At 43.1% G+C, this 23,789-nt stretch carries 16 protein-coding genes; 6 read left to right on the forward strand and 10 right to left on the reverse strand.

The features are described 5' to 3' along the window. Positions 1–4: 4 nt before the first annotated feature. The 4 genes from BLS23_RS07525 to BLS23_RS07540 form a co-directional block, all read right to left on the reverse strand. Positions 5–1,870, reverse strand: coding sequence for a polysaccharide biosynthesis protein (locus BLS23_RS07525; protein WP_244157117.1), 1,866 nt, complete (start codon positions 1,868–1,870; stop codon positions 5–7). Positions 1,871–2,249: 379 nt separating this feature from the next. Further along, positions 2,250–3,020, reverse strand: a complete 771-nt coding sequence (locus BLS23_RS07530) for a tyrosine-protein phosphatase (RefSeq protein WP_089651935.1) — start codon at positions 3,018–3,020, stop codon at positions 2,250–2,252. A gap of 226 nt (positions 3,021–3,246) precedes the next feature. Then, positions 3,247–3,942, reverse strand: coding sequence for a CpsD/CapB family tyrosine-protein kinase (locus BLS23_RS07535; protein WP_089651936.1), 696 nt, complete (start codon positions 3,940–3,942; stop codon positions 3,247–3,249). Continuing rightward, positions 3,932–4,690: a YveK family protein gene (locus tag BLS23_RS07540; RefSeq protein WP_089651937.1), complete on the reverse strand. Its 759-nt coding sequence runs from the start codon at positions 4,688–4,690 to the stop codon at positions 3,932–3,934. The genes BLS23_RS07535 and BLS23_RS07540 overlap by 11 nt, the downstream gene beginning before the upstream one ends. Positions 4,691–4,964: 274 nt before the next feature. On the opposite strand from BLS23_RS07540, the gene BLS23_RS07545 reads away from it, so the two are divergent. Beyond that, positions 4,965–6,935: an InlB B-repeat-containing protein gene (locus BLS23_RS07545; RefSeq protein ID WP_089651938.1), complete on the forward strand. Its 1,971-nt coding sequence runs from the start codon at positions 4,965–4,967 to the stop codon at positions 6,933–6,935. A 44-nt stretch (positions 6,936–6,979) separates the two neighbouring features. Here the strand turns inward: BLS23_RS07545 and BLS23_RS07550 are convergent, their stop codons facing one another. From BLS23_RS07550 to murJ, 3 genes are read right to left on the reverse strand one after another with little or no spacing between them, the layout of a single operon-like run. Continuing rightward, positions 6,980–8,065 carry a glycosyltransferase gene (locus BLS23_RS07550; protein WP_208599170.1) on the reverse strand — a complete coding sequence of 362 codons (1,086 nt, stop codon included), beginning with the start codon at positions 8,063–8,065 and terminating at the stop codon, positions 6,980–6,982. A 20-nt stretch (positions 8,066–8,085) separates the two neighbouring features. Further along, positions 8,086–8,970 carry a PIG-L deacetylase family protein gene (locus BLS23_RS07555; RefSeq protein WP_089651939.1) on the reverse strand — a complete coding sequence of 295 codons (885 nt, stop codon included), beginning with the start codon at positions 8,968–8,970 and terminating at the stop codon, positions 8,086–8,088. Positions 8,971–8,975: 5 nt separating this feature from the next. Then, positions 8,976–10,487, reverse strand: coding sequence for a murein biosynthesis integral membrane protein MurJ (murJ, locus tag BLS23_RS07560; RefSeq protein WP_089651940.1), 1,512 nt, complete (start codon positions 10,485–10,487; stop codon positions 8,976–8,978). Between the two features lie 184 nt (positions 10,488–10,671). On the opposite strand from murJ, the gene BLS23_RS07565 reads away from it, so the two are divergent. The 3 genes from BLS23_RS07565 to BLS23_RS21345 all read left to right on the forward strand — a co-directional run bounded on the left by BLS23_RS07565 (position 10,672) and on the right by BLS23_RS21345 (position 13,759). Then, on the forward strand, positions 10,672–11,763 hold the full coding sequence (locus BLS23_RS07565; RefSeq protein ID WP_167356039.1) for an acyltransferase family protein: 1,092 nt from the start codon (positions 10,672–10,674) through the stop codon (positions 11,761–11,763). Between the two features lie 189 nt (positions 11,764–11,952). Next, on the forward strand, positions 11,953–12,951 hold the full coding sequence (locus BLS23_RS07570; protein ID WP_089651942.1) for a C40 family peptidase: 999 nt from the start codon (positions 11,953–11,955) through the stop codon (positions 12,949–12,951). A gap of 601 nt (positions 12,952–13,552) precedes the next feature. After that, complete coding sequence (locus BLS23_RS21345) at positions 13,553–13,759, forward strand: hypothetical protein (RefSeq protein WP_143015242.1); 207 nt, start codon at positions 13,553–13,555, stop codon at positions 13,757–13,759. 97 nt (positions 13,760–13,856) lie between these two features. Here the strand turns inward: BLS23_RS21345 and BLS23_RS07580 are convergent, their stop codons facing one another. Both BLS23_RS07580 and BLS23_RS07585 read right to left on the reverse strand, forming a co-directional pair. Then, entirely contained in the window at positions 13,857–15,236 is a 1,380-nt protein-coding gene (locus BLS23_RS07580) for an N-acetylmuramoyl-L-alanine amidase (protein ID WP_089651944.1), read from the reverse strand. Between the two features lie 289 nt (positions 15,237–15,525). Further along, entirely contained in the window at positions 15,526–19,860 is a 4,335-nt protein-coding gene (locus BLS23_RS07585; RefSeq protein WP_089651945.1) for a S8 family serine peptidase, read from the reverse strand. A 215-nt stretch (positions 19,861–20,075) separates the two neighbouring features. On the opposite strand from BLS23_RS07585, the gene secA2 reads away from it, so the two are divergent. Both secA2 and BLS23_RS07595 read left to right on the forward strand, forming a co-directional pair. After that, entirely contained in the window at positions 20,076–22,463 is a 2,388-nt protein-coding gene (gene secA2 / locus BLS23_RS07590) for an accessory Sec system translocase SecA2 (protein ID WP_089651946.1), read from the forward strand. Beyond that, positions 22,456–23,343 (forward strand): accessory Sec system S-layer assembly protein, encoded by an 888-nt coding sequence (locus BLS23_RS07595; protein WP_089651947.1) that lies wholly within the window; start codon positions 22,456–22,458, stop codon positions 23,341–23,343. Before secA2 ends, BLS23_RS07595 begins: the two co-directional genes overlap by 8 nt. Positions 23,344–23,375: 32 nt before the next feature. Here the strand turns inward: BLS23_RS07595 and BLS23_RS07600 are convergent, their stop codons facing one another. Beyond that, entirely contained in the window at positions 23,376–23,594 is a 219-nt protein-coding gene (locus BLS23_RS07600) for a ribbon-helix-helix domain-containing protein (protein ID WP_089651948.1), read from the reverse strand. Between the last annotated feature and the right edge of the window lie 195 nt (positions 23,595–23,789).

Below are 23,789 nucleotides of genomic sequence, written 5' to 3' on the forward strand. Positions count from 1 at the left end.
AATCCTATAACACTTGCTCTAAAACTTTTTTACTAGCTGGAAGCCTATTATTAGCCAAGTCAATTGCATACTTTTTCAAATCTTCTACACTACTCTCCGCATGATGCTCAACCAAATACTCCACAAGCTGATAATCAAACTCCACCGTCTTCCCAATAAAGATCTTCGGAAACACCGGCTTCTTATTTACTTCCTTATCACTCAGAAGCTCCTCATACATCTTCTCCCCAGGGCGAATCCCACTAAACTGAATCGGAATCTGCTCTTCCGTAAACCCGGAAAGATGGATCAAGTTCTTCGCAAGATCGACAATCTTCACCGGTTCACCCATATCAAGCACAAAAACCTCTCCCCCACGAGCAAGAGCCCCTGCTTGAAGGACCAGTCTCGAAGCTTCTGGAATAGTCATAAAGTAACGCGTCATATCCGGGTGAGTAACGGTTACCGGCCCACCTGCAGCAATTTGCTTCTTAAACAGTGGAATAACACTACCACGGCTTCCAAGAACATTACCGAATCGCACAGCAACAAACTTCGTCTGACTTTGTCGCCCAAGGTTCTGCACAATCATTTCTGCTATTCGTTTCGTGGAACCCATAACGTTAGGCGGGTTGACTGCTTTGTCTGTGGAAACGAGCACAAAGGCTTTTACCCCTGCATGGTGAGCAGCTTCGGCAACATTCTTCGTCCCAATCACGTTGTTCTTCACCGCTTCTTTCGGATTTGCTTCCATCAACGGCACATGTTTGTGAGCCGCAGCGTGGTAAATGTAGGATGGAGCGTAGTCTTGGACGACTTGGAAAATACGCTCTCTGTCCTGAACATCCGCAATGACGGTCACAAGTTCTGTATCAATTTCGTATTGTTTTAATTCCATATGGATCGTATAAATGCTATTTTCACCATGACCGAGTAAAATGAGTCGTTCCGGACCAAACTTGACGAGCTGGCGGCAAATCTCCGAACCTATACTTCCACCGGCACCTGTAACCATAACGGTGCGTCCTTTAACTTCTGATTCGATGGAGTCGATATCGAGTTCCACTGGCTCACGACCGAGAAGGTCTTCTATCTGCACGTCTCGAATTTGATTCACGGACACATTACCTAGGGCGATATCCTCAATCATCGGAAGCGTTTGGACATTTTTAACAGCTTTTTTAGACATTTGAATTAAATTTTTTACAACATTTTGCTTAACAGATGGCATTGCCATGACGATATGGTTAATATGATGCTTTTTAGCTAGATTCTCTATTTCTTTCGTACTACCCAGGACAGGAAGGCCAGAAATCGTCAGATGGTGCATCTTAAAATCGTCGTCGACAAAACCAATAACATCGCCATTGAACTCTTTAGAGTTGTTCATTTGTCTGGCAAGCATCCGTCCAGCGGCACCTGCACCGACAATCAATGTGCGTTGGCGATTTGGGTCATTGATGACTTTCGCTTTTTTCAGCTTAGGGTTGAGTGTTATGCCATAATTTTTATAATACTGCCAGGCGAATCGGACTCCACCAATAAGTAATATATGTAGCATCCAGGTGATGGTCAGAGCACGTTCATAGACACTTCCAAACGCCACCCATTGAACGATTACTGCTGTTAATATGGATAATGTCACTACGCCTATAATTCCGATCAATTCTTCTGTGCTGGCATAACGCCATTTCTTCTTGTACATGCCGGTAATACTGGAAAATAGATGATGGCTGATGAGTAAAGTAGCTGAAAGGACAATCATGACATTGTCAAAGACAGCGACGTAAGGATTTAAAAAGAAGTGGGACATGTAAACTGAGAAGAATACGATAAAGGAATCGATCAAAATAAGTAATAGGAGTCTTTTTTTATAAGCCGTTGTCAACACATTCCCTCCTTGTCTAAGCGAGATGCTTTTCGTTGTTTCATAGCTTTAGCCAGTTCCTTTTCTAAGAGTGGCAGCTTTTCATCCGGAGCTTCGTATTTGATATAACGAATTGTTTTAATCGCAGACTTAGGCAATTTTCTGTTTTTCATGATCTTTTCACGACCTTTTTCTACATCTGTTGGATATGATTAACAATTCATTGTAACTATTTTGTAACACAAGTTATTGTATCAATATACTTGTATCCTTTAAAGGGGATTCTTGTGGATATTTACATAATTTTTATATATTTTGTAAAAAAACGCTTTCATTTATTATTTTTTGATATAAGAAAAGTGATTCCAGCATGTAAAGCCAAAATCACTTCTCTACTTATCTACTAAAACAAACCAAGAACCTTTTTCTTTTTCTTTACGTGATGTGGCGGCTCTGCCTGCAGGACTTGTCCTGCAATGACATCTTCCGCATTTTCAGAAAGCATGTACACCATATCAAGACCATAGTTCTTTCTGACTTCACTGTAGGCTTCTGACATGCAGAAACCGCGGGATGTGGTATTGTGCGCATCGCTTGCAATCAAGTGAGCGAGGTTCGCTTCGATCAATTGTTCAGAGAACTTCTTGATTTTCTTGCCGAACTTACCGCAGACACTTGCCGCTGTCAGCTGTGCGAATGCTCCTCTTTTCACAAACGAGTAAAGAAGGTCAGGATTTTCGATGATCGCTTTATTTCTCTCCGGATGCACAATGACCGGCTGATACCCTGCTACCTGCATATCAAAGAACAGCTGGGAGGCATAGCGCGGAACGGAACTGGATGGGAATTCGACAAACACATAGTTCGTGTCATCGTTGATTGGAAGAATCTCACTAGCTGACAATCCTTCAATCATCTCTCCATATATTCTTGTTTCCTGCCCGGGCAGGACTTGCAGGTCAATCCCTTTTTCCTTGAATGTCCGGTTCAACTCTGCGACTTGAATCTTGATGTTGTTTTTATAATTGTTGTACGTTCCGTTGTTATGATGGGGGGTGGCAACAATATGCGTAATGCCATCTTTCACTGCTGCTTCCGCCATCTGGATGCTTTCTTCGATTGTCTGTGCCCCATCATCAACGCCTGGTAGGATGTGACTGTGAATATCAATCAAAAGACCTACTCCCCTCTAAATTTTCTACACCTATTGTTATAATTCTATCTCTATTTTTATAATCTGATAATGATTATACCAATTATATACATCTTTTTGAAGGGATTCTCACGGTTTTTTAAAATAAATAGCTTCTTTTTAAAAAATATCACTCTATTTGTGAGATTCATATATTTTTTTTGAAAAAGGCACAAAAAAGAAGAGCTGGGGCAGCTCTTCTTACAAACTATTGTCCGTAATAGTAATAATAATTGCTGGATTTTAAATCTTGATCGTTGAGAACGACTCCTAAAATATTCGCTTTGGCTTGTTCCAGTGTTTCTTTTGCTTTAACAGCCGCTTCTTTCTCTGTCTGCTTACTGCGAACGACAAGTAGCACACCATCTACGAAGTTTGATAAGACTTGTGAGTCAGTCACCGCAAGTACCGGGGGTGTATCAAAAACAATCATATCGTACGTTTGTTTCGCTTCTTCGATAAACTGCTTCATTTTATTAGAGCCAAGCAATTCTGACGGATTTGGAGGGATCGGACCGCAGGTAATAACATCAAGGTTGTCTACATCGGTTTCACGGGCGAGTTCAGTCACTCGCTGCTTACCTACAAGATAATTGCTCAAACCACTCGTATTGGATACGCGGAATGTGTAATGCACCGTCGGCTTCCTTAAATCCGCATCAATCAACAATGTCTTCTTCCCTTGCTGGGCAAAGACGGTTGCTGTATTTGCTGTTGTAATGGACTTTCCTTCCGATGGGCTTGCAGAGGTAACGAGCATCGTTTCCAACTCGCTGTCTACGGTTGTAAACTGCAAGTTTGTACGGATCGTACGAAACTGTTCTGCGATTGGTGATTTCGGATTTTCATTGGCTATAATATTTCGAGCTCTCGTATTTACCATCTGTTTCTTTTTACGTGCCAACAGACTCACCTCTCATTTCTGTCACGTTCGACTTTTTTCGGGATCGGCCCGGAGCTGGGAGTTCATCAGCAGTTATCGTAGAGACCACCCCAAGGACGGGTAAAACAAGACTTTCTTCGATATCTTGTTCACTCTTAATTGAGTTATCTAAGTATTCCAGTAAGAATGCAATTCCTACACCAATCATAAGGCCAACGATTAGAGCAATGGCAATATTCAATGCCGGGTTCGGGCTTACAGGAGAAGGATCAGATCCAACTTCTGCACTTGATAACACATTGACGTTATCGACGTTCATCAGTTGTGGTACTTCTTCTTTAAATACGCGAACCGTCGTATTCGTCAGGTCGGCAGCAAGCATCGCATTACTGTCCGTTGCTGTCACGCTCACGACTTGGGATTGTTCAGAACTTGAAACCTGCAATTTTTCTGCCAATGTAGCAGAGGAGTAATCTACTCCAAGTTCTTCAACAACGATATCTAAAACTCTTGGACTTTTGATGATATCGTTATATGTATTAATCAGCTCCACATTCGTACGGATGTCATTGATATCATACGGGGTATTCTCCTGTTGACCTTGAGACTGACTGACAATGAATTGTGAAGACGCTTGATACGTGGGAGTGACTAGGAAAAAGGTGTACGCCGCACTTAGTCCTGCCGCTAAAATGGCCAAGCTGATGATCAGCCCTATACGTTTCTTCAGTACCTCGAAAATCTCTTTCAAGGAAATTGTTTCCTCCATGAATAAACCTCCTGTTGTTTGTCGAATAAACAGATATCAGCATTATAGCATAAGATATCTTTCTATTGACCTTGGAATCTAGAATCTTTAACTATTTTTTTACAAAGAAATGACGTCTTTCTAAAATTAATTATCGGTTATCTCTTCGACAAATTGTAGGATAAACCGATATATATAGTGAAAACACGACAATTATCCTAGTATTCCGATTTTTCTCTATCCGAGGTACAATAAGAGGAATTGGTACTAGTTTCTAAGAAAGGAATGTGATGTGATGAACGTCAAAAGACTGCTGGTTTTTATCGCTCTGCTCGGTATAGCGGCGGCTGCCACTATTTTCACAGTAAATGCTGTCCAGGCGAATACGCTTGAAGAGCAGTATGAGCGTGCAAATGAAGCTTTCCAAGCAGAAGAATTCGAAAAGAGTGTGGAGCTGTATTTAGAAGTACTGGAGATGGACGCTTCCCATCAGGAAGCAAGACGGAAACTTGCGCAATCCTACATACATTTAGACCGGATGGAAGAAGCTGTGCAAACCTTGAATGAAGGAATCTATGCTGCACCTGAAGCGGGTGCTTTATACACCCTTCTATCTGACGTGTATAGTAACGAAGGAGATATCGAAAAAGCGTACCGGACGCTAAAAAAAGGCCTCCGCTATAGTGAAGACCCATCTGTTCAAGAAACTTACGATCATCTTCTCTCCAAAATCACCATCGACGGAGAAAGAAGGTATGTCCAAGAAGGTTACGAACGGGAATACCACCTTGTCTGGTCGGATGGCGATGGAAATCATTATCCACTTGAAGCAGAATGGACGGTCGAGGATCCGACGATTGGAGAAGTGACTCCTGTGGAAGAAGAGCCTGCAGTTACGGTAAAGGGGATAAAAACCGGCCAGACAGATGTTGTAGTTACTTGGGAGGATTTCACCCAAACGATGAATGTCAACGTCGAAGAACAGGTATTGGAAGAAGTCACCTTTTCACCTGAAGAATTGGACGCGTTCTCTCTCGGAGAAAGTCTTACTATTGAAGCAACAGGCAAAGATGCGGCCGGTGAAGAGATGTCCTTTGAACCGGAATGGGCAGTAACGGAAGGAAAAGTTCAACTCACGTCCGACGGTCCATCAGCCACATTAACGGCTGAAGAGTCCGGATTGGATGTGTTAACTCTCTCCTATCAAGACTTTACGAAAGAACTTCCGGTGATGGTTGAAGGGGAAAGCGAATCCGAATCCTTCATCCAAACAAACGTTGAAGGACAAGGCCGTATTGCTGTTACACCAGATCAAGAGAGTTATGAAACGGGAGATGTCGTTCAGCTTCAAGCCATTGGAGAACAAGGCTGGACGTTCGTCCGTTGGACAGGCGATATCGAAGGAACTCAGAGCACCATTGAGCATACGATCGATGGACACCTGAATGTCACCGCCATCTTTGAATCCAATAGTCATGAGTTAAACCTTACGATTGAAGGAGAAGGCGAAATATTCCGTGACTCCCTCACCAACACCTACTCGCATGGTGAGACCATCTCGTTGCGGGCACGTCCAGCCACTGGGTGGACATTCGCCGCCTGGGAAGGTGATCTGACATCATCAACAACCTCTGCTCGCTTGACGTTTGATGAGGATAAGCAGGTGCGAGCCGTTTTCGTTGAAGAAGAACAGGATGAGGACGAGGAAGTGCAAGAAGAAGAGGAACAAGAAGAAGTAAAAGAAACAACGAAATACCGACTGAACGTAGGGAAGAGCGGAAAAGGTACGATTAAGCAAAGTCGGTCCGGCTCAAGCTTTGAAGATGGATTACTTGTTACGTTAACCGCTACTCCATCTAATGGTTATGAGTTTGTCGGTTGGCGGGGAGATGTTAATCATTCGTCCCGTACAGTTACAATTAAAATGAACAGTCATTATTCTGTAAAGGCCGTGTTCCAAGAGGTCACCCAGGAACCTGATCCCGAGCCTGAGCCAGACCCCCAACCTGAACCAGAGCCCGAACCGGAACTCTACACATTAACAACATCCACGGATGGACAAGGGTATATTCGAGTTTCCAAACAGACGGTACCCGCGGGGCAAAGGATCTCCGTTCAAGCCATTCCAGCTGAAGGTTGGACGTTTGTCCGATGGGAAGGCGAAACATCAGGAGGGTCGACAAGCACTTCGATAAAGATGAACCGAAACAAACATGTCACGGCAGTATTTAAACAAGTGAACGAATCTGATGTAGAAGAAGAATAAAGGAAAAGCCATGAGATCACTGTGATCTCATGGCTTTTCTACTTTCATTGTGTATAAATGTTTATGATCCGCTCCAGCATCACTTCTTCATCATTCTCCTGAGCAAGCTGTTCTCCTCTTTGAACTCTAGCCTCTCTTAAGGAAGCATCATTCAACACTTTGGCCATTCCTTCTTCAAGAGATTGAGCATCCTTCGGGTGAACAAGCTCCCCCGCTCCGTCTTTCAGAAGATAAGACAACCCACCGACATCAGAAGCAACGACTGGGGTATGGGCGGACATCGCTTCAAGCGCGACAAGTCCGAATCCTTCGATATGGGACGGCAGGACGAAAAGGTCAGCTGCTGCCATCCACTTCCCGACAGTCGCCTGATCTTTCGTTCCATGGAAGTGGACACGGTCTTTTTGATCAGAATGAATCGAAGACTTTAGTTCCTGTAAGTAACTATCACTCTTCTTGCTTCCGACGATATGGAGCTCGAGATCCTCTGATTTTTCATTCAAGGACTGGAAAGCAACCAATAATTCACGCAAACCTTTTGCTTCAATCAAGTTTCCAACAAAAAGAATGTGACGGTCTTCTGTTGAGAGGCCGAGTTCCTGCTTCGTCGCCTCTTTCGGCCTCGGAGCGAAGACGTTCCGGTTCACTCCCATGTTGATGACAGAAACACTGGATTCCGCAATGCCAAACCCTTGGATGACTTCTTCTTTCAGTGCTTCTCCAACGACAATGACATGATCCGCTTCTTTCAAAATATATCCTGTCATCTTCCGGATCCACTTGTTCTTTTTCGCCATCTGATCGAGGTCCCCACCGTGGGAAGTGACGACAAGCTTCGTCCCGAAGAGCTTCTTGAATAGGAGTGCAGGCAGCCCGCTTGGAAAGATGTAGTGGGCATGGACGACATCGTAGTTACGGCCGGACGGCAGTTTACTGAGCGTTTTCAGGAGCCAAAGGCCGTACTTTTTCAAAAGATTTACTTTCCCGCCACGATTATCACGGTTGACGGCGATGTCGATCTTCAGCCCCTTTTTCTTCAAAGCTTCGACCTGATTCTTAACAAAGATTCCGTAGGTCGGGTTCTTCCGACTGGGATACATATTACTGATAACTAGTACACGTTTACTCATAGATGAATCCTCCCCGGCCACTATTTGATCGAGTGACGATAGAAATCTTTTTTTTGGTCATAGTTTTTGAAGATCGCCCACAGCAGCGTATCCGTGCGGTTTACTTGCTTGAACGTTTTCGGGAAGTTGATTTCCTTTTCTTTCAGCGTGTCACAGTGCTTAATGAACGCATCCTTGTCCAGTTGGATGTACCCTTCGGCCGATTGCACGGAGGGTTTGGCGAGATTTCCTTTCAGCTGGTTCAACTCAAGGAAGCCGTCGAAAGCAATTGCCTGGGAAGCGAACACTTCCGTCGCCTGGACCTTCTTGCCGTACTGATCAGATGTATCAATAAGACAGTTGATGAAGTCCGGTGGAAACGCACAATTGATCTCGTACATACGGACAATTCCTCGGTAATCCATTTGTTTCAGCGTGTCCGCGAGAAGCTGGGCGGTTGCCGTGTGATCGGTGTGGGCATCGACATAAGGTGTTGTATAAATGACATCAGGTGAAACTTCTTCGATCTTTTGTTTAAGAAATTGGATATTCTCTTCACTACTAGATACGCCGCCATCAGGAAGGTCCATATAAGAAACGTCGGATAGTTTCAGAATGTCCATCACTTGATGGATTTCCTCTTTACGGCTTTGTTTCAGTTCTTCCTCACTTAAATCACTGACACTTCCGCCTCCATCGGTCATAAAAAGGCAGTAAATCTCGGCGCCATGTTCGGCATGTTTACGGAGGGTCGCTCCAGGCCCGATGGTTTCATCATCCATGTGAGGCGCGAGGACAAGCACCTTTTTCTCCTCTTCTAGAGACGTTACATCTAAGTCGGCACTATAATGTCTTTTCAAAATTCTACGCGTGACAGGTCGGTTGACCGGTCTTGCGATATTCATTAAGGTTTCTTTTCTATTCATAATCCCTACCCCTTACGTTTCGTGACATTTCTTAGCAAGAACAAGAAGGCATGTGTTTTTAGTACAAAAGCTGCTGCTGCAAACACGATACCACCAACGATGGCGACTGTAATGATCTGCACGATGTTCGGCCAATCGGTGATCAGCTGTTGGATACCGATCACAGCCCCACTCATCGCAGCAACAGCCAAGGTGATTTTCAAATAATCGATCGTTAAATACTTGAAGTCCAGTCCGCCGACGAGTTTTACGAAGACAATTAAACATGCGCCTGTGTAGAACAAAGCCATGACGGATGCGGCGAGTGGGATTCCCAAGTAGCCGAGCCATTCAGCGAAAAGGAAGTTGAACAAAACATTGAGTGCAATCGAACCGATACTGATCATCAAAATCAGGTGTCCTTTTTTCATCGTGTAGAACCCTTTGTTGATGACGTTATTCAAACTGAAGAACACGACCGAACCGAAATAAAAGTACGCCACTTGGGTCGTAGCGGCCGTCGCTTCGTTTGAAAAGGCTCCGCGTTCGTAGAAAAGCTCGATTAAGTTCGGCATCAACAGCATCATCCCGATAACCGAAGGAAGCAGGACGAGATACATCGTCGTCAGTCCCTTTTCGATGCCTTTCTTGAACTGACCGTTGTCGTTTGCGGTGACCGCTTTTGATAACAACGGGAAAATAATTGTTGCAATCGTCACCCCGAAAATGGCCTGTGGCATATGGACAAGGTTTTTCGCGTAGTTGATGTACGTCACGGCCCCTTCACCCTGATACCCAGCGAAAATCGTCCCGACCATCAAGTTCACTTGACCAACGGCAACGGTAAGTCCTACGGGTAAGAATATCCAGTAAAACTGTTTAACCTCCGGCCAGTCGATTTTTTGTTTCACATCCATCACTTTACGCGGCACAACTAGGAACAACTTGAAGATCAACGACAAAATCGTTCCCACTAGATAACCGAGCGCTAGTGAATAGGCACCGATTTGATTGGCGAATAAAAAGGCCGCTCCGATCGAGCTTAAAATGACGATGATTTGAGAAACAATCGACAAAGAGAACTTACTCTCTGCATCAAAGAACGCTTCTAGAACACTGTTCATCCCGACAAATGAGATGCAGGCAAAAAAGATGATCGTCACCCATGTGGCAATCTGCGTCGCTTCCTCACTGAAGTTCGGGTAGAGCAGCGGCATGAGCACAGGAGCGATCAGCATACCGATGACAGATAGTATGAAGGCAAGGACGAGCGTCCCTTTGAACACCTGCCCTAAGTATCTCTTCCCTTTATTCTTTTCTACAGATTCGATATAACTCGGTACAAGCGCATTTTTCATCCCGTTCGTCATGAACAGAATAAGCATGTTTGGGATGATGAAAGCAGCTAAATACGCATCTGCGACATAACTGTCACCGAAATAATAGGCAATGACCATATCCCGGATCAAACCAGAAACTTTCAGGAGCAGTGTCGCTCCGATAAATAATAGACTTGCGATCCCTAACTTCGATTTCAATTTCTATACCTCTTTCATATCTCTTCATAAATTGACAATAAAAAACCATTAGCATGATTTTACCACAGCTACGGGTATGGGTGAACGGAATACATGGAAGCACGACGAAAGATGGGTGAAATTTCTCCTTTTCTTTTCCATCTATACCCTATAAAATATAGGAGTTATGAGAAAGGAGCATCCTATGAAACGTACGATGATCAACGAGATTTTCTTCATCCGGGCGGTTGCATGCTTATGTGTCGTGCTCATCCATTCCATGACGATGACCCAGCATAATTATGAGCTGTTCCGATTGACGGATGAACTGATGTATATGTTCAAACTTACCATTATGTTTGCAACACCCGTTTTTGTTATGATTTCTGAATTCTTATTATCCTACTCTTATCCAGACAAACTTCCAAAGGCTTTTTGGAAGAAACGAATTTTATATATTCTAGTGCCTTATATCGTGATGGCCGTCATTTATTCCGCCTATCCTCTATTGGTAGGGACAGGCTTTACGTGGGGGCGCTTTATGGAATTGTTCTTTGAGAAAGGTTTCTTAGGACTGTGGCATGGTTACTTCGTGTTAATTATCTTCCAGTTCTATGCGTTACATTTCTTGTTGAAGAAATATTTCGACCGGTTCCCGGCGCTGTTGATGATTGGAATTTCTCTTATCGTCAATATGTTCTACCTGGCGATCTATAATTTCAGTTGGTTCCATGATTTTTCATTCGTCGCTGCTCTAAGGCCTTATTATAAGCTGCCATTCCTAGGCTGGATCTTTTACTTTACGGTCGCCTACTATGCAGGGAAAAATATTGATATATTCCTAAGCTTCATTCAAAAGTATAAATACTATCTGCTTGCAGGTGCAGCACTGACTGGAATGGTACCGTTACTGATGAGATACAACCATATCTATTCGGTCGTATCATCGAAGCGATTTGACGTCGTGCTTTATACGTTTTTCATCTTCTGTCTACTCTATCTCATTGCCAGACAGCTGAAGAAAACACCGACGATCGTCATGTGGATCAGCAGCAGCTCCTATGGAATCTACCTGCTTCACCCACTATTCCAGTTCAATACGATCGACTTTTTGCAAAGCATGCCCTTCTACACAAACTTCGGCGTGCACATCTTACTCTTATTCATCATGGGCGTCGGCGGCCCGATATTGGTTACCTATCTCTTGAACAAGGTACCATACGGAGCTTTGATTGTCGGTAAGTTCAATGCTCCTAAGTCATCCGCACCATTGAAAGAAAAGATGAAAGCAAGTTAATCTAAAAACAAGGAAAAACGACCAGCTTCTGCTGGTCGTTTTTGTTATGTATCTAGAGACTATTCCCTATTGGTAAAATCTATGAAACTTAATTGTTACACAACTGTAAAACTATGACGAATCTTGTTATGTTACGCTTGTAAAGGATTACAAGGACAGACAAAAAAACACAAGGGGAGTATAACTAGAATGAGAAAATTCTTAACGTCGATTGTCGCTTTTGCCACGGTTTTTCTACTATTTACACCTAATGCTTTCGCAGGACAAAGTGTTCGGGACCAAGTAGTAGATATAGCATATGATTACTCAGGTTCACCGTATGTTTATGGAGGCACATCGCCACACGGTTTTGATTGCTCAGGATATACGCAATATGTTTTCGCAAAAGCGGGCATTGACCTTAATCGAACTTCTCGTCAACAGTACACCCAAGGCGAATATGTAAGCCGCTCCAATTTACAAAAAGGAGACTTAGTCTTCTTCGGCAGCCCGATCTGGCACGTAGGAATATACATAGGAAACAACAAAATGATTTCAGCTGAAAACCCTGGAGACGACATTCAAGTCGCTTCCCTGACCGGTTACTGGGGACGCAACTATGCCGGTGCAAAACGTGTCATTGAAGAAAGAGAAACGGTAACAGAATCTGCGGTTGAAGAACTTCCAGCAGGGGAATACCACGACGTCAACAAGTACCACTGGGCTTTTGATCACATAAGCCACCTTGGAGAAACAGGCATCATCAACGGATATGAAGGAAGCCTCTTCAAGCCGGATAACAAAGTTACACGTGCGGAAGCCGCTACAATGTTAAGCATCGCGCTGGATCTTCCGACTTCTTCTCATAGCGAGTATTCTGATGTATCTAGTTCTCACTGGGCTTCTGATTACATCAACGGTGTTACAGCAAAAGGTTATTTCTCCGGGTATGAAGACGGTACTTTCAAACCGGACGAGCCAATTGAACGTGCAGAAATCGCCGCTCTCTTCACTCGTGCATTCAACCTTGATGCAAACGGCTCCGGCAGCTTCGCTGACCTAAGTTCCGATCACTGGGCTTATGAAGATATCCAAACATTGTCTGCAAGCTCTATTGCAACTGGTTATTCTGATAACACATTCAAGCCAGGAAAAGAAACCATCCGTAGTGAGTTCGCTGTATTCTTGTACAGAGCTCTCTATCAATAAGAGATTCGTATAAAAGCTCAGAGTTTCAGACTCTGGGCTTTTTTGTTGTCTTTTTTTATATGAAAGACTATATTTTATACATCTATTTGATTGGTACTATCAAAACATTTCCCGCTCGCTTTAAGATCCAAACATCCTTTTATAATATTTTCACCTCTATTCACTAACCAGGTTCAAAATAGTCTCCCTCTTCTTGAAGATTTCTTTCAGAATGCAGGCTGTGGTGCGACCACTTTCCACAGAGCGAGTTGATTCCCTTCCCATGTTTCCTACATAAAATGATTTTGTTCATACATTTAGTTGGTGGAGTACACCTTTGTATTTTATGATACGCTAAGCTTAAACAAGTCAAATTTTCAATGTAACTATTATTTCATGTTCAACTAACGGAGCAGTAATATGTGACTTAGACTGGGAGGTGCAAAGAATAAGATATATATTTCTGGTGTTGTCGCTTTTTTTGATAACTGGATGCACCAACTCTGGACCTATTAAATCCTTTGAAGGTTATTTTCATACTGTCGAATCTTCTAACACCCTAAGAATAGATTGTTCTTCAGCGGTCCAAAAAAATGATCCTTACGGTACAGATATAGGCTATATGTGTAAGGTAGAGGTCACTGAAAATACAATCATTGAAACAGAAGATGGGCAGAAATTAAAGGTTAATGATTTGGCTGAATTCGATGTAGAAAAAACAAACACCCCCAGAAGTGTTAAAGTCGTCCTGGCTGAAGAACAAGCTATCAACACAAGCATCAGTACCAGGGAAGAGTTAAAAGCATCCAAGATTGTTATTTCTAACTAAACAAGCTGCTTTTCTTATTAATACTCGATAAATATCCGTTTGTACTTAACAAAAACCAAACATAAAAAACCCCTCTGCGTTTGCAGAGGGGCGTCTGTTAATCTACCCAATTATAATAATCTTTTATACCTTGTGCGATCGCTTCTGCTGCACGCTCTCTCCAATAATCTGATCCGAGTCTTGATGCATCGGTATCGTTCGTTACAAACCCTAGTTCTACTAAGGCAGACGGTAATGGAGTTTTACTAATCACATGATAAGGAACATCCTTCACTCCACGATCCGCTAAGTCGAGGGCTGGGACCAGCCGGTTTTGAATATAAATTGCCAGCTGCATACTCTTTCTAGCCCGGTCGTCCAGACTAGCGGAAGAGTAGTAGGTTTCGATTCCATTGGCACTTTCCATATAGAAAGAATTCGAATGGATACTTACGAACGTGTCCGCATTACGGTTGACGGCATAATCCACGCGGTCTTCCAATTCAACAAAAGTATCATCATCTCTTGTCATGACTACCTGAATACCTGCATCCACTAAATACTTCTGAACACGCTTCGCTACATCAAGGTTGATTTCTTTTTCTACCAATCCGTTAGCTGTAGCGCCGCCGTCTCCATCCCCGTGACCTGCATCGATTGCAATGATATGTGAACGGGACGAATGACTTGGGGTCGTATAATCTTCATGCACATAACCGTTCAAACTACCATACGAGATTTTCAGCCAATTACCTAAATCTTTGTGAACTTGAACCGTTGTTCCCTCGGAGAGTTTACCGACAATGGAATAACCCGTACTTGGGCCTGAACGGACATTTAAAATATCCGCTGTAACCACTCGTTCTCCATAAGAATCAATGTCCGTGGAAACTCTGAATTGATCGTTCAAAGCACGAGCTACAAATAATGCAAATTCTTCTCTTGTAATCGCTGATTCCGGCCGGTAGGTACCATCAGGGTATCCAGCAGCTACCCCGGCACTTGTTACACTTTTAACGGCGTCATAATAGTACGCATATGGGCTGACATCTCCATAGCTTCCATTAGTGCCAGAACCTAATGAAAAAGCGTTAGAGACCGAAACAGCCATTTGTCCACGTGTCATCGTTTCTTTTGGTTTGTATGTACCATCAGGGTATCCTGAAATGGCTCCTTGTTCATAAGAAGACTGTATGTATCCAGAAGCGTAAGAATAACGTGAAACATCCGAAAATACCGTGTTTCTTTGAGTACCGTCGAGCTTGAGCGCTCGAGCAATTAATGTCGCCGCTTCTTCCCTCGTTACTTCCTTATGGGGCTTGAAGGTTCCATCCGGGTAACCGCTCAATACTCCTTGATTCATCAAATAATTGATTTCTTCCTCTGACCGATCAGGTATATCCGATAAAGAAGCAGCTTTTGCCACATTCGATGGCCAAACAGCTGCTGTGACTAAAGCTAAAAGGAACACCAACATTTTAATACGATTTTGCAACATTCTCCAAAAATCTCCCTTTCTCGAGTTTTTTCGTTTCTATTGCTATTATACTTGGAAACTATTCACTATCATAGTGTGTTTTTACTTAATTGCTACTAAGAAGAAAGCCCTCCAAGTAAGTCAAAAATATCTAAAATATCCCTCGCCCCGATCCACCTGAAAATTTGTTTAAATCATGATCCACAAGTCTTTCAAATTTTAATAGTTAACCTACGAACAATGAATCCCACACTCAAAATAAAAAAACCGGATGGGTAGGGTCCCATCCGGCTTTACTTATTCATTGTGATTAGAAACGATCGTCTTCTGCTTTCGCAAGGAAACGAGCGAATTCTGCACGTGTGGTTTCTTTGTTCGGCTTGAACGTTCCATCCGGATAACCGACAGTGATTTCATTGGCTGCTAGTGTGTTGATATAGCTGGAAGCCCAATGCGCGACAGGAACGTCGCTGAATCGATCATCCGTACTTCCTTTCAAGTCATAGGCATCGACAACGATTTTCGCCATTTCAGAACGTTTCAACGTGGCTTTCGGATTGAACTCACCATCTGGTGAACCGACCATAATGCCTGCTTCGGCAATGGCTGCAATGGCATCATATCCGTAGTCGCCCGCTTCAACATCGCTGAATCCTGGATCTTCGACATTGTCTGTCTCTAAACCAAGCGCACGAGTAATCATTTGAGCCGCTTGAACACGTGTAATATCATCGTTTACACCAAAGTCACCATTCGGGTAACCGTAAATGATACCAGCAACGTTCAGCTTTTCAATCGCATCCTTCGCCCAGTAACCATCCGCTACATCATCGAAGGAAGCTGGTGCGTCGTCAGATTTGTAGATTGTAATTTGCTTCGTCGTTGTATTGCCCGCAAGATCGACGAGTTCTAACGTGAACGTGTTCTTGCCATCTTCTAATTCGACCGTATGCTCGAGCGTTTCTTCAATCGCTCTCATTTCATATGGCTCTTTGAAGGCTTTAGCGTACGCTTCGTCCCCATTGACAGTCAAGCGAAGCTCATCAAAGTTGTCTGCCATGAATACATCAAGTGTTGCTTCATCTTGTTCCGTGTAGTGTGGACCTTCAATCGCCAACTCTGGGCTTGTGGAATCAATCATGAAACGACGAACGAAAGAAATATCGTTTCCGCTGTCATCAACGGCATGGAATTCGATTTCTTTGAATCCGTCAGATTTGAAGCTGATAGTTTCATTGAAAGAATAACGTTCATTCTCTGCATCCCATGTCAGTTTCGCTTCTTTACCGTTCATTGTAAGTTTTTCCACTTTGGAATCATCCGTCACATAACCAGTGACGATTACTTCTCTACTGTCTGTAGGTTCTAGTGCTAGAGGTGTCAGAGCATTCACAGATGGAACGGTATCATCTTCACCTTCAAGCGCGCTGTCTGTTGTCGTGTTCCCCGCATAGTCATAAGCGACGACCTTCACGCTTGAAACTTCCTCAGCCTTAACTGTGTAAGCATCTGTATCTGCAGCTAAAGGTGTTTCCGTCACATCTTCTCCGTTAACAATGACGTCATAATGGGAAAGTCCAGCACCTTGATCTTCCGCATCCCAGGTGATTTCTTTTGATAAAGAATCATAGGATACTTCTAGATTAGGGGTCTTCGTATCGACACGGACCGGAATCACTTTGGACTGCCAATCAGCATCTGGATAGTCGACAACAGATTTTACTTCATAGTAGTAAAGACCGTCTTCAACGAACTCTCCATCTACTTTACCGTCCCATACACCTTGATCGTAAATCGAATACGATGGCGCAGCTCCTCCATCAAAGTAATTTTTCCTTACTTCTTTAAGGGAACGGAGTGTACGCAATTCTTTCAAATCCTCATCTAGAATATTGAACTCTACTTCTTTTGCATTTCTTAAGAAGGAAAGAATCGGCATGACTCGATCTGCCATTTCATCTCCATTCGGTGAGAAACCAATGTTATTGCGGGAACCAACAAGGGCTTCCTCTTCACTTAATAATGGGTCAACACCTAGATAATGAAGTTCTGTTCCGTATGGAGCAAGGAGACCTGATTGACCATAGAAAGAATCGCCATCTTTTTCATAGATGGTATCATCAACGATTGGTGCTTGATCCCACTCTCCATCAAAACCTACATAAGGAACATTAAGTGGTGCATTCACATCATTAGGGTCTTCAAGGGTTACGAAACCTTCTACAAAGTAGCCATTTTCAAAGATTTCATCCAACGGCTGGTTTCCGAACCAGTCAATACCTTCTGTTAAGTCAACGGTTACGTCAATTTCGATAGAAGAATTGGCTGGTACAAGTACTTGATACTCGCCATCCACTTCACTTCCAGCATTTGAAGTGATTTCAATCGGAAATTCACCTGCGAACGGTGATTCTTCACTGATTGTTCCTTCCTTGTAGATTCCTTGTGTTTCTACAAGGTTTTCACCTTCTGATACAAGGTCTGTCTGAACGGTACCCGACACATTATACACCGTGTTTTCATCACTGAAATTGTCAACGGTCAATGTGAAGGATTCTTTGCCATCCATTTCTTTCAAAGCGACTTTACCTAAACCTGTTTCTTTCTCAGTAACAATGGCAGGAGTCTGCATAGCCGCATGAAGATCCATCAGACCTGCCCCTTGTCGGCGTGGAGAGAATGCAAGTCCTGATTGGTAGAAGTCATTGTACAAGCCTGTATCTTCTTGCGGCTTAGATGTGTTCATAAGAAGATTCTTAGCCATTTCTACACGATCTTCACCAGAAAGGTCGAATTCATCTTCCAAGCGTTGCATCACTAACGCTGAACCTCCAGCTACGTGTGGAGCAGCCATGGATGTACCACTCATCAAACCATACTGATCATCTTGCAAAGTGGAGAGAATATTCCCACCTGGTGCTGTAATTTCAGGTTTGAAATCAAGGTTCGGTGTTACTCCCCATGAAGTGAAGGAAGAAAGATTTCCGAATTCAGGGTTGATCGATTTTACTTCTTCTCCTCCAAAGGAAACTTCAACGGTGCTTCCTGCTAGTAATTGATCTCTCAAATTCTCCCCAAGATCTTTCAGAATGGACAATTGAGGAATATTGATCTCCCCGCTTGATGCCATACTGATATAACCAGAAACATTATTGAAGATGATGACCCCTTTTGCCCCACGTTCTTGGGCATTCAGCGTCTTACTTACGAATGTGGATTCCCCGCGCTGAATGAGAGCGATCTTCCCTTCAACATCAACGCCTTCAAAATCGTTCGCCTCCGGGTTAACATCTGAATCACCTGGTGTGCGTCCGAGTCCAGCATAAACCAATTCATGGTATCCTTCTTCTAACGTGTCAGGATGCACCTCACTCGCTGAAAGGAATGGTACAGGGATGCCTTCTTCCCCATCTACACGCGTATTAAATCCGTCCAGCATCAGGTATTCGTTTTCAAAAGAAGCGACTTGCAGGGACTCTGTCGAAAGACCTGGCGCTCCCACTACCCCGATATCAGGATTTGAAGCCAGCGGATTAGCGAAGCCTTCTCCCAAGCGTGCAGAGTTACCTGCGGAAATAGCCATCATGACACCATTTTCAACAGCTCTTGCAATCGCTTTCTGTTCTGGATCTTCAGCATCAACGAAACTTGCTGTTGAACCAAGACTCATATTGATGACATCCGCTCCTAGTAGAATCGCATCATCAATCGCTTTAATGTAAATATCTCCATAAGTGGATGGCATTTGAGGATCATTACCGAAAACTTTCAATCCAAGGATTTGAGCTTCCGGAGCGACACCTTTAATTCCTCCATTGTCTTCATCTCCGTTGGCACCTACTGTTCCGGAAACGTGCATGCCGTGCATACTCGCATCAGGACCCAGGTCTAGTACCGTGTCATTCTCGTCTGCATAGTTGTAACCATAAGGGACTTTTTCCGTGAAATATTTCCCTTTCAATTCACCGGACTGTCTTAGTGTATCGACATCATCCTTACTAATTTCAGGATCCGTCTCTTCACTCAGGACCATGTCCTGGTGCTCAGGGTCGATTCCTGTATCGATCACACCTACAGTCATCCCTTCGCCTTTGTATCCGTACTCCTGCCAGGTTTTTTGGGCTTTGACAAGCTCTTTACTATAAAGCATTTCCGGCTGTTCTGTCGGGCGCTCGTATTCATTTGTGATATGTACTTTGCCGACATTTGGTAGTGTTTCAATCACTTCTACAGCTTTGAAATTAACTGTACCGCTAAAGCCGTTCACTACTGTTGTAAAGCTTTGCTTGTAATCCATCGGGACGGATTGCTTCTTGATGGCAGCTTTCACTTTCGCTTGCGCATCTAAAGCTTCCTCCCGCAATTTGTTCTTATTCGCTTCTGATAATTCGCTGTAACTCTTCCCTAAACTCTGAGCCGAATATATGGTAGGCTCATCCTCTAATTCAACAATGATTCGTACTTCATCATTTGGTCCATAATTCTCACGGTCATCTTCCAGCGAGAATACTCGTTCTGTCTTTTTATCTGCAGAATTGGTTGAACCTTCCAAATTTTTGTTTGGAATTCCAGCTGCAGCGAAAACAGAATGAGAGAATGCTAGAAGGAATACAAAGAACAAAATTAACGTCTTTTTCAAATTCAATTTTTCTCCTCCTTCAATAATTTCCAGAATCGTGCTACCATACTCCCCCTTTCTTCATGCCTCTCCATTATATTCGTATTATTCTTACTAATCAAACAATTACCCGCTCCTTTCTACAAATTTTCCAAACACTCCCTTCGTTGTGTAGAAATGACTAGCAGGAACATGGTAAACTGAAAGATAATGACTACTACATCAAGGAGCGTCTAGGACTAATGATAGATTCAGTGAAGCGTATACTGCCGAACAAAGGTGAACGGCAGCTTAAAAAGTATAATAAATACATAGAAAAGATTAACGAACTAGAGGAAACTTATAAAAAACTTAGTGATGAGGAACTACGAGCGAAAACAGATCATTTCAAAAGAGAACTAGAGGATGGCCGATCGATTTATGATATTCGTAATGATGCATTTGCGGTCGTACGTGAAGCTGCAAAACGGATCCTTGGCATGCGCCACTTTGATGTCCAGCTAATTGGAGGCCTTGTGCTGACAGATGGGGATATTTCCGAAATGGCGACAGGTGAAGGAAAGACACTGGTCGCTACCCTGCCCACCTATCTTAGAGCCTTAGAAGGCAAAGGCGTCCACGTCATTACGGTCAATGAATACCTTGCCCGGAGAGATGCGGAGATTATGGGGCCTTTATATGAGTTCTTAGGTCTTTCGGTCGGATTGAATGTTCCTGAAATCTCACCGGCGGATAAAAAGAAAGCCTACCTGGCTGACCTCACTTATGGAATCGGAACAGAGTTCGGCTTTGACTTCTTAAGGGATCACATGGTGACAGCCGTCCATCAAAAAGTCCAACGTCCGTACCACTATGCCATCGTTGATGAAATCGACAGCGTCTTGATCGATGAAGCGAAAACACCCTTGATCATTGCTGGAAAAATGAAACCTAGCGCGAATTTACATAAAGTAGGCGCCATGCTCGCTCGTTCCTTCAAAGCAGATGTCGACTATCACTTTGATCCTGAAACGAAAGCCGTCAATCTGCTGGATGATGGCATGAACAAAATCGAGCGTGCTTTCGGTATTGATAACCTTTATGATCTCGAACATCAAACGCTCTATCATTATATGATTCAAGCATTAAGAGCCAATGTTCTTTTTGAAAGAGATGTGGACTATATCGTGCACGACCAGGAAATCAAACTGATTGATATGTTTACAGGTAGGATGATGGAAGGGCGCACGATGTCTGATGGTCTCCATCAGGCCATCGAAGCAAAAGAAGGTCTTGAGATTACGGAAGAAAACAAGGCTCAAGCATCCATCACCGTTCAAAACTATTTCCGTATGTACCCTTCTTTAGCTGGAATGACGGGGACAGCTAAAACAGAAGAAAAAGAATTCCAAACGGTTTATGGCATGGATGTTGTCCAAATTCCTACGAACAAACCCGTAGCCAGAAAAGACCGTTCTGATAAAGTATTCCTTACAAAAGAACAGAAGTACGAAGAATTGGTGCGCGAAGTTCAAGGCGTCCACCGTACCGGCCAACCAATTCTGATTGGTACCACTTCCATTTTGCAATCCGATGAAGTCGCCAGCTATTTGGACGAGGCCGATCTTTCCTACGAACTATTGAACGCGAAAAGTGTAGAACAAGAAGTACGCCTTATTTCCTTAGCCGGACAAAAAGGACAGATCACCATCGCTACCAATATGGCTGGCCGCGGTACCGACATTGTTCTTGGAGAAGGAGTTGCGGAGTTAGGCGGTCTTCATGTCATCGGAACCGAGCGTCATGAAGCGAGAAGAATCGATAATCAATTAAAAGGAAGATCCGGCCGTCAAGGGGACCCAGGTTCTTCTCAATTCATTATCTCACTAGAGGACGATTTGATTGTTCGTTTTGCCAGTGATGAGAAGGAAAGAAAAATGAAATCCATCAAAACGAATGACCAGGGACAGGTGACGAACAAAGACATTCACAAGTTCGTCGATACCGCTCAATTGATCAGTGAAGGCAGCAACTATAACGTTCGGGAGTTTACACTGAAAATGGATGATGTCGTCAATGATCAACGTAAGGTCATTTATGAATTCAGAGAGAAACTTCTGGTTGAAAAAGATATTCTCAATCTTATTTCCAAACAAGTTCGCACGCACTTCTTACATCTAATAGAGAAACTATGCCCGGAAACTGTTGTCCCAGAGAATTGGCCGCTCGAAAGGCTTGAAAATGAAATTCAGCGAAGTGCACCAGGCGCCACTCCAGCGTTAACAGAAAAGCATTATGAGGATTTAGAGCAATTAAAAGCAGATGTTCTTTCCTATGCCGATGAGTATTGCGCACGAGTTCAGTTATGGTCTGAGGATGAATCACTCCAACTGAAGTTGCGCCAGTTCTCCATTGATATCCTAGACAAGCTTTGGGTGCGCCATTTAGAAATGATGACACGATTAAAAGAAGGTGTCGGGATCAGACAATACCAACAAGAAGATCCGCTGCGCCTCTACCAACAAGATGGGTATGACATCTTCCAGCATAATTATGCCGAAATCAATAAAGAGATGGTGTTCATGCTAGCTCAAGTGATGAAGCCGCAGCTCATGAAACAACAGGAAAAGGAGGCTGAATCGAATGTTTAAATGGAGAAAGAAAGAGAAAGAAGCGACAGTGTATGATGAAGGCGCGGTCGATGCTTCCTTATTCACCGGAAAAGAAGAAGAGGTTCAGGATACGGAAGAAGTCTACACGGAATTGTCTTTCCATCCGGACTGGCACCTTCCGGAAGAAGAAGCGTATGTTTATCGCTTTTATAACAGTGATCTGCCCCCGCTCAAACCGAATCAAGTGAGTGTCTCTGGGTTTGATATTCAAAAGAAGGATCAAAATATTCTCGTCAAAGCTTTTCTACGTAATTCTTTGCAAAGAGGAATTAATTTCAAACCTACCTCAATCTTGCTATTAGATAAGCAAGGACAAATAATGGCTCGAAAGCATTTTGATCTCACTGATGTAGGATTGTTACCGGGGCGATCCAGCCGTCCATGGATTTTCGCCTTTCATCAAAAGGACTTTATCAATGGTGATACCAACATCCCGGTCAATGGTTGGAAGTTAGCTTTCGAGACCCACACAAGAAAACACTCCCTGGATCTTGAAGAGACTTGGGAAAAATCATTGGATACGAAAGAAATTGATAAACTTGAAGAATATGTGAGTAATATAACCCCACCAAAGCCCGGAGAAGTCAACTTCTTAGGATTGCAAGTGACTTTTGGCCACGAGGGCAATTTGCATGTGACTCTTCTTGTGAGAAATGGAAATGAAGAAGATATTACTTTAAAATCCATTCCCCTTATAGTTGAAGATGCAACAGGAAAGGTCATTGCTAAGGGTGGATTTAAACTGAATGATTTAAAAGTAAAAGCCCATACAAGTAAGCCATGGACTTTTGTATTCCCAAAAAACAAGGTAAACCGTGATGAGGTCGACTTGTCCAGATGGAAGGTTTACCCTAAATAAACATAAAAAAAGGCCACTTTTTAGTGGCTTTTTTATTGTTCTTTATATGTATTTTCCATATTTGTTCTTAACAATTCATACATGTTTACACTTTTAGAAGCTGGTGAGCTTTCCATATGGTTCAATTGATTCAGAAAAAATTGTGTGGAGAATGAAATAAAGGAACTTTTACTAAGCCCCAGTTCTTTCGCTTTCTGCTCAATTTCATCATTTAATGACTCACTGACCCTTACACTTACCTGCTTTTTCATCTTCGTTGATGTCCCCCTGTTTTTCTTTTGCCATTACCTATGGTTGTTAAGATTATTATTCATAGATTATCATAAGGATTATTAACATTCCACCAAATTTGTAAACTTTTTCTTTCTACCATCATCCTTTTACCTAGGCCTTTTATTATAGATGTTAGTTGTTTAATACTAGACCATATGTATTCAACTGTTTCT

The organism is Halobacillus aidingensis, assembly GCF_900104185.1.
Lineage (GTDB): Bacteria > Bacillota > Bacilli > Bacillales > Halobacillaceae > Halobacillus > Halobacillus aidingensis.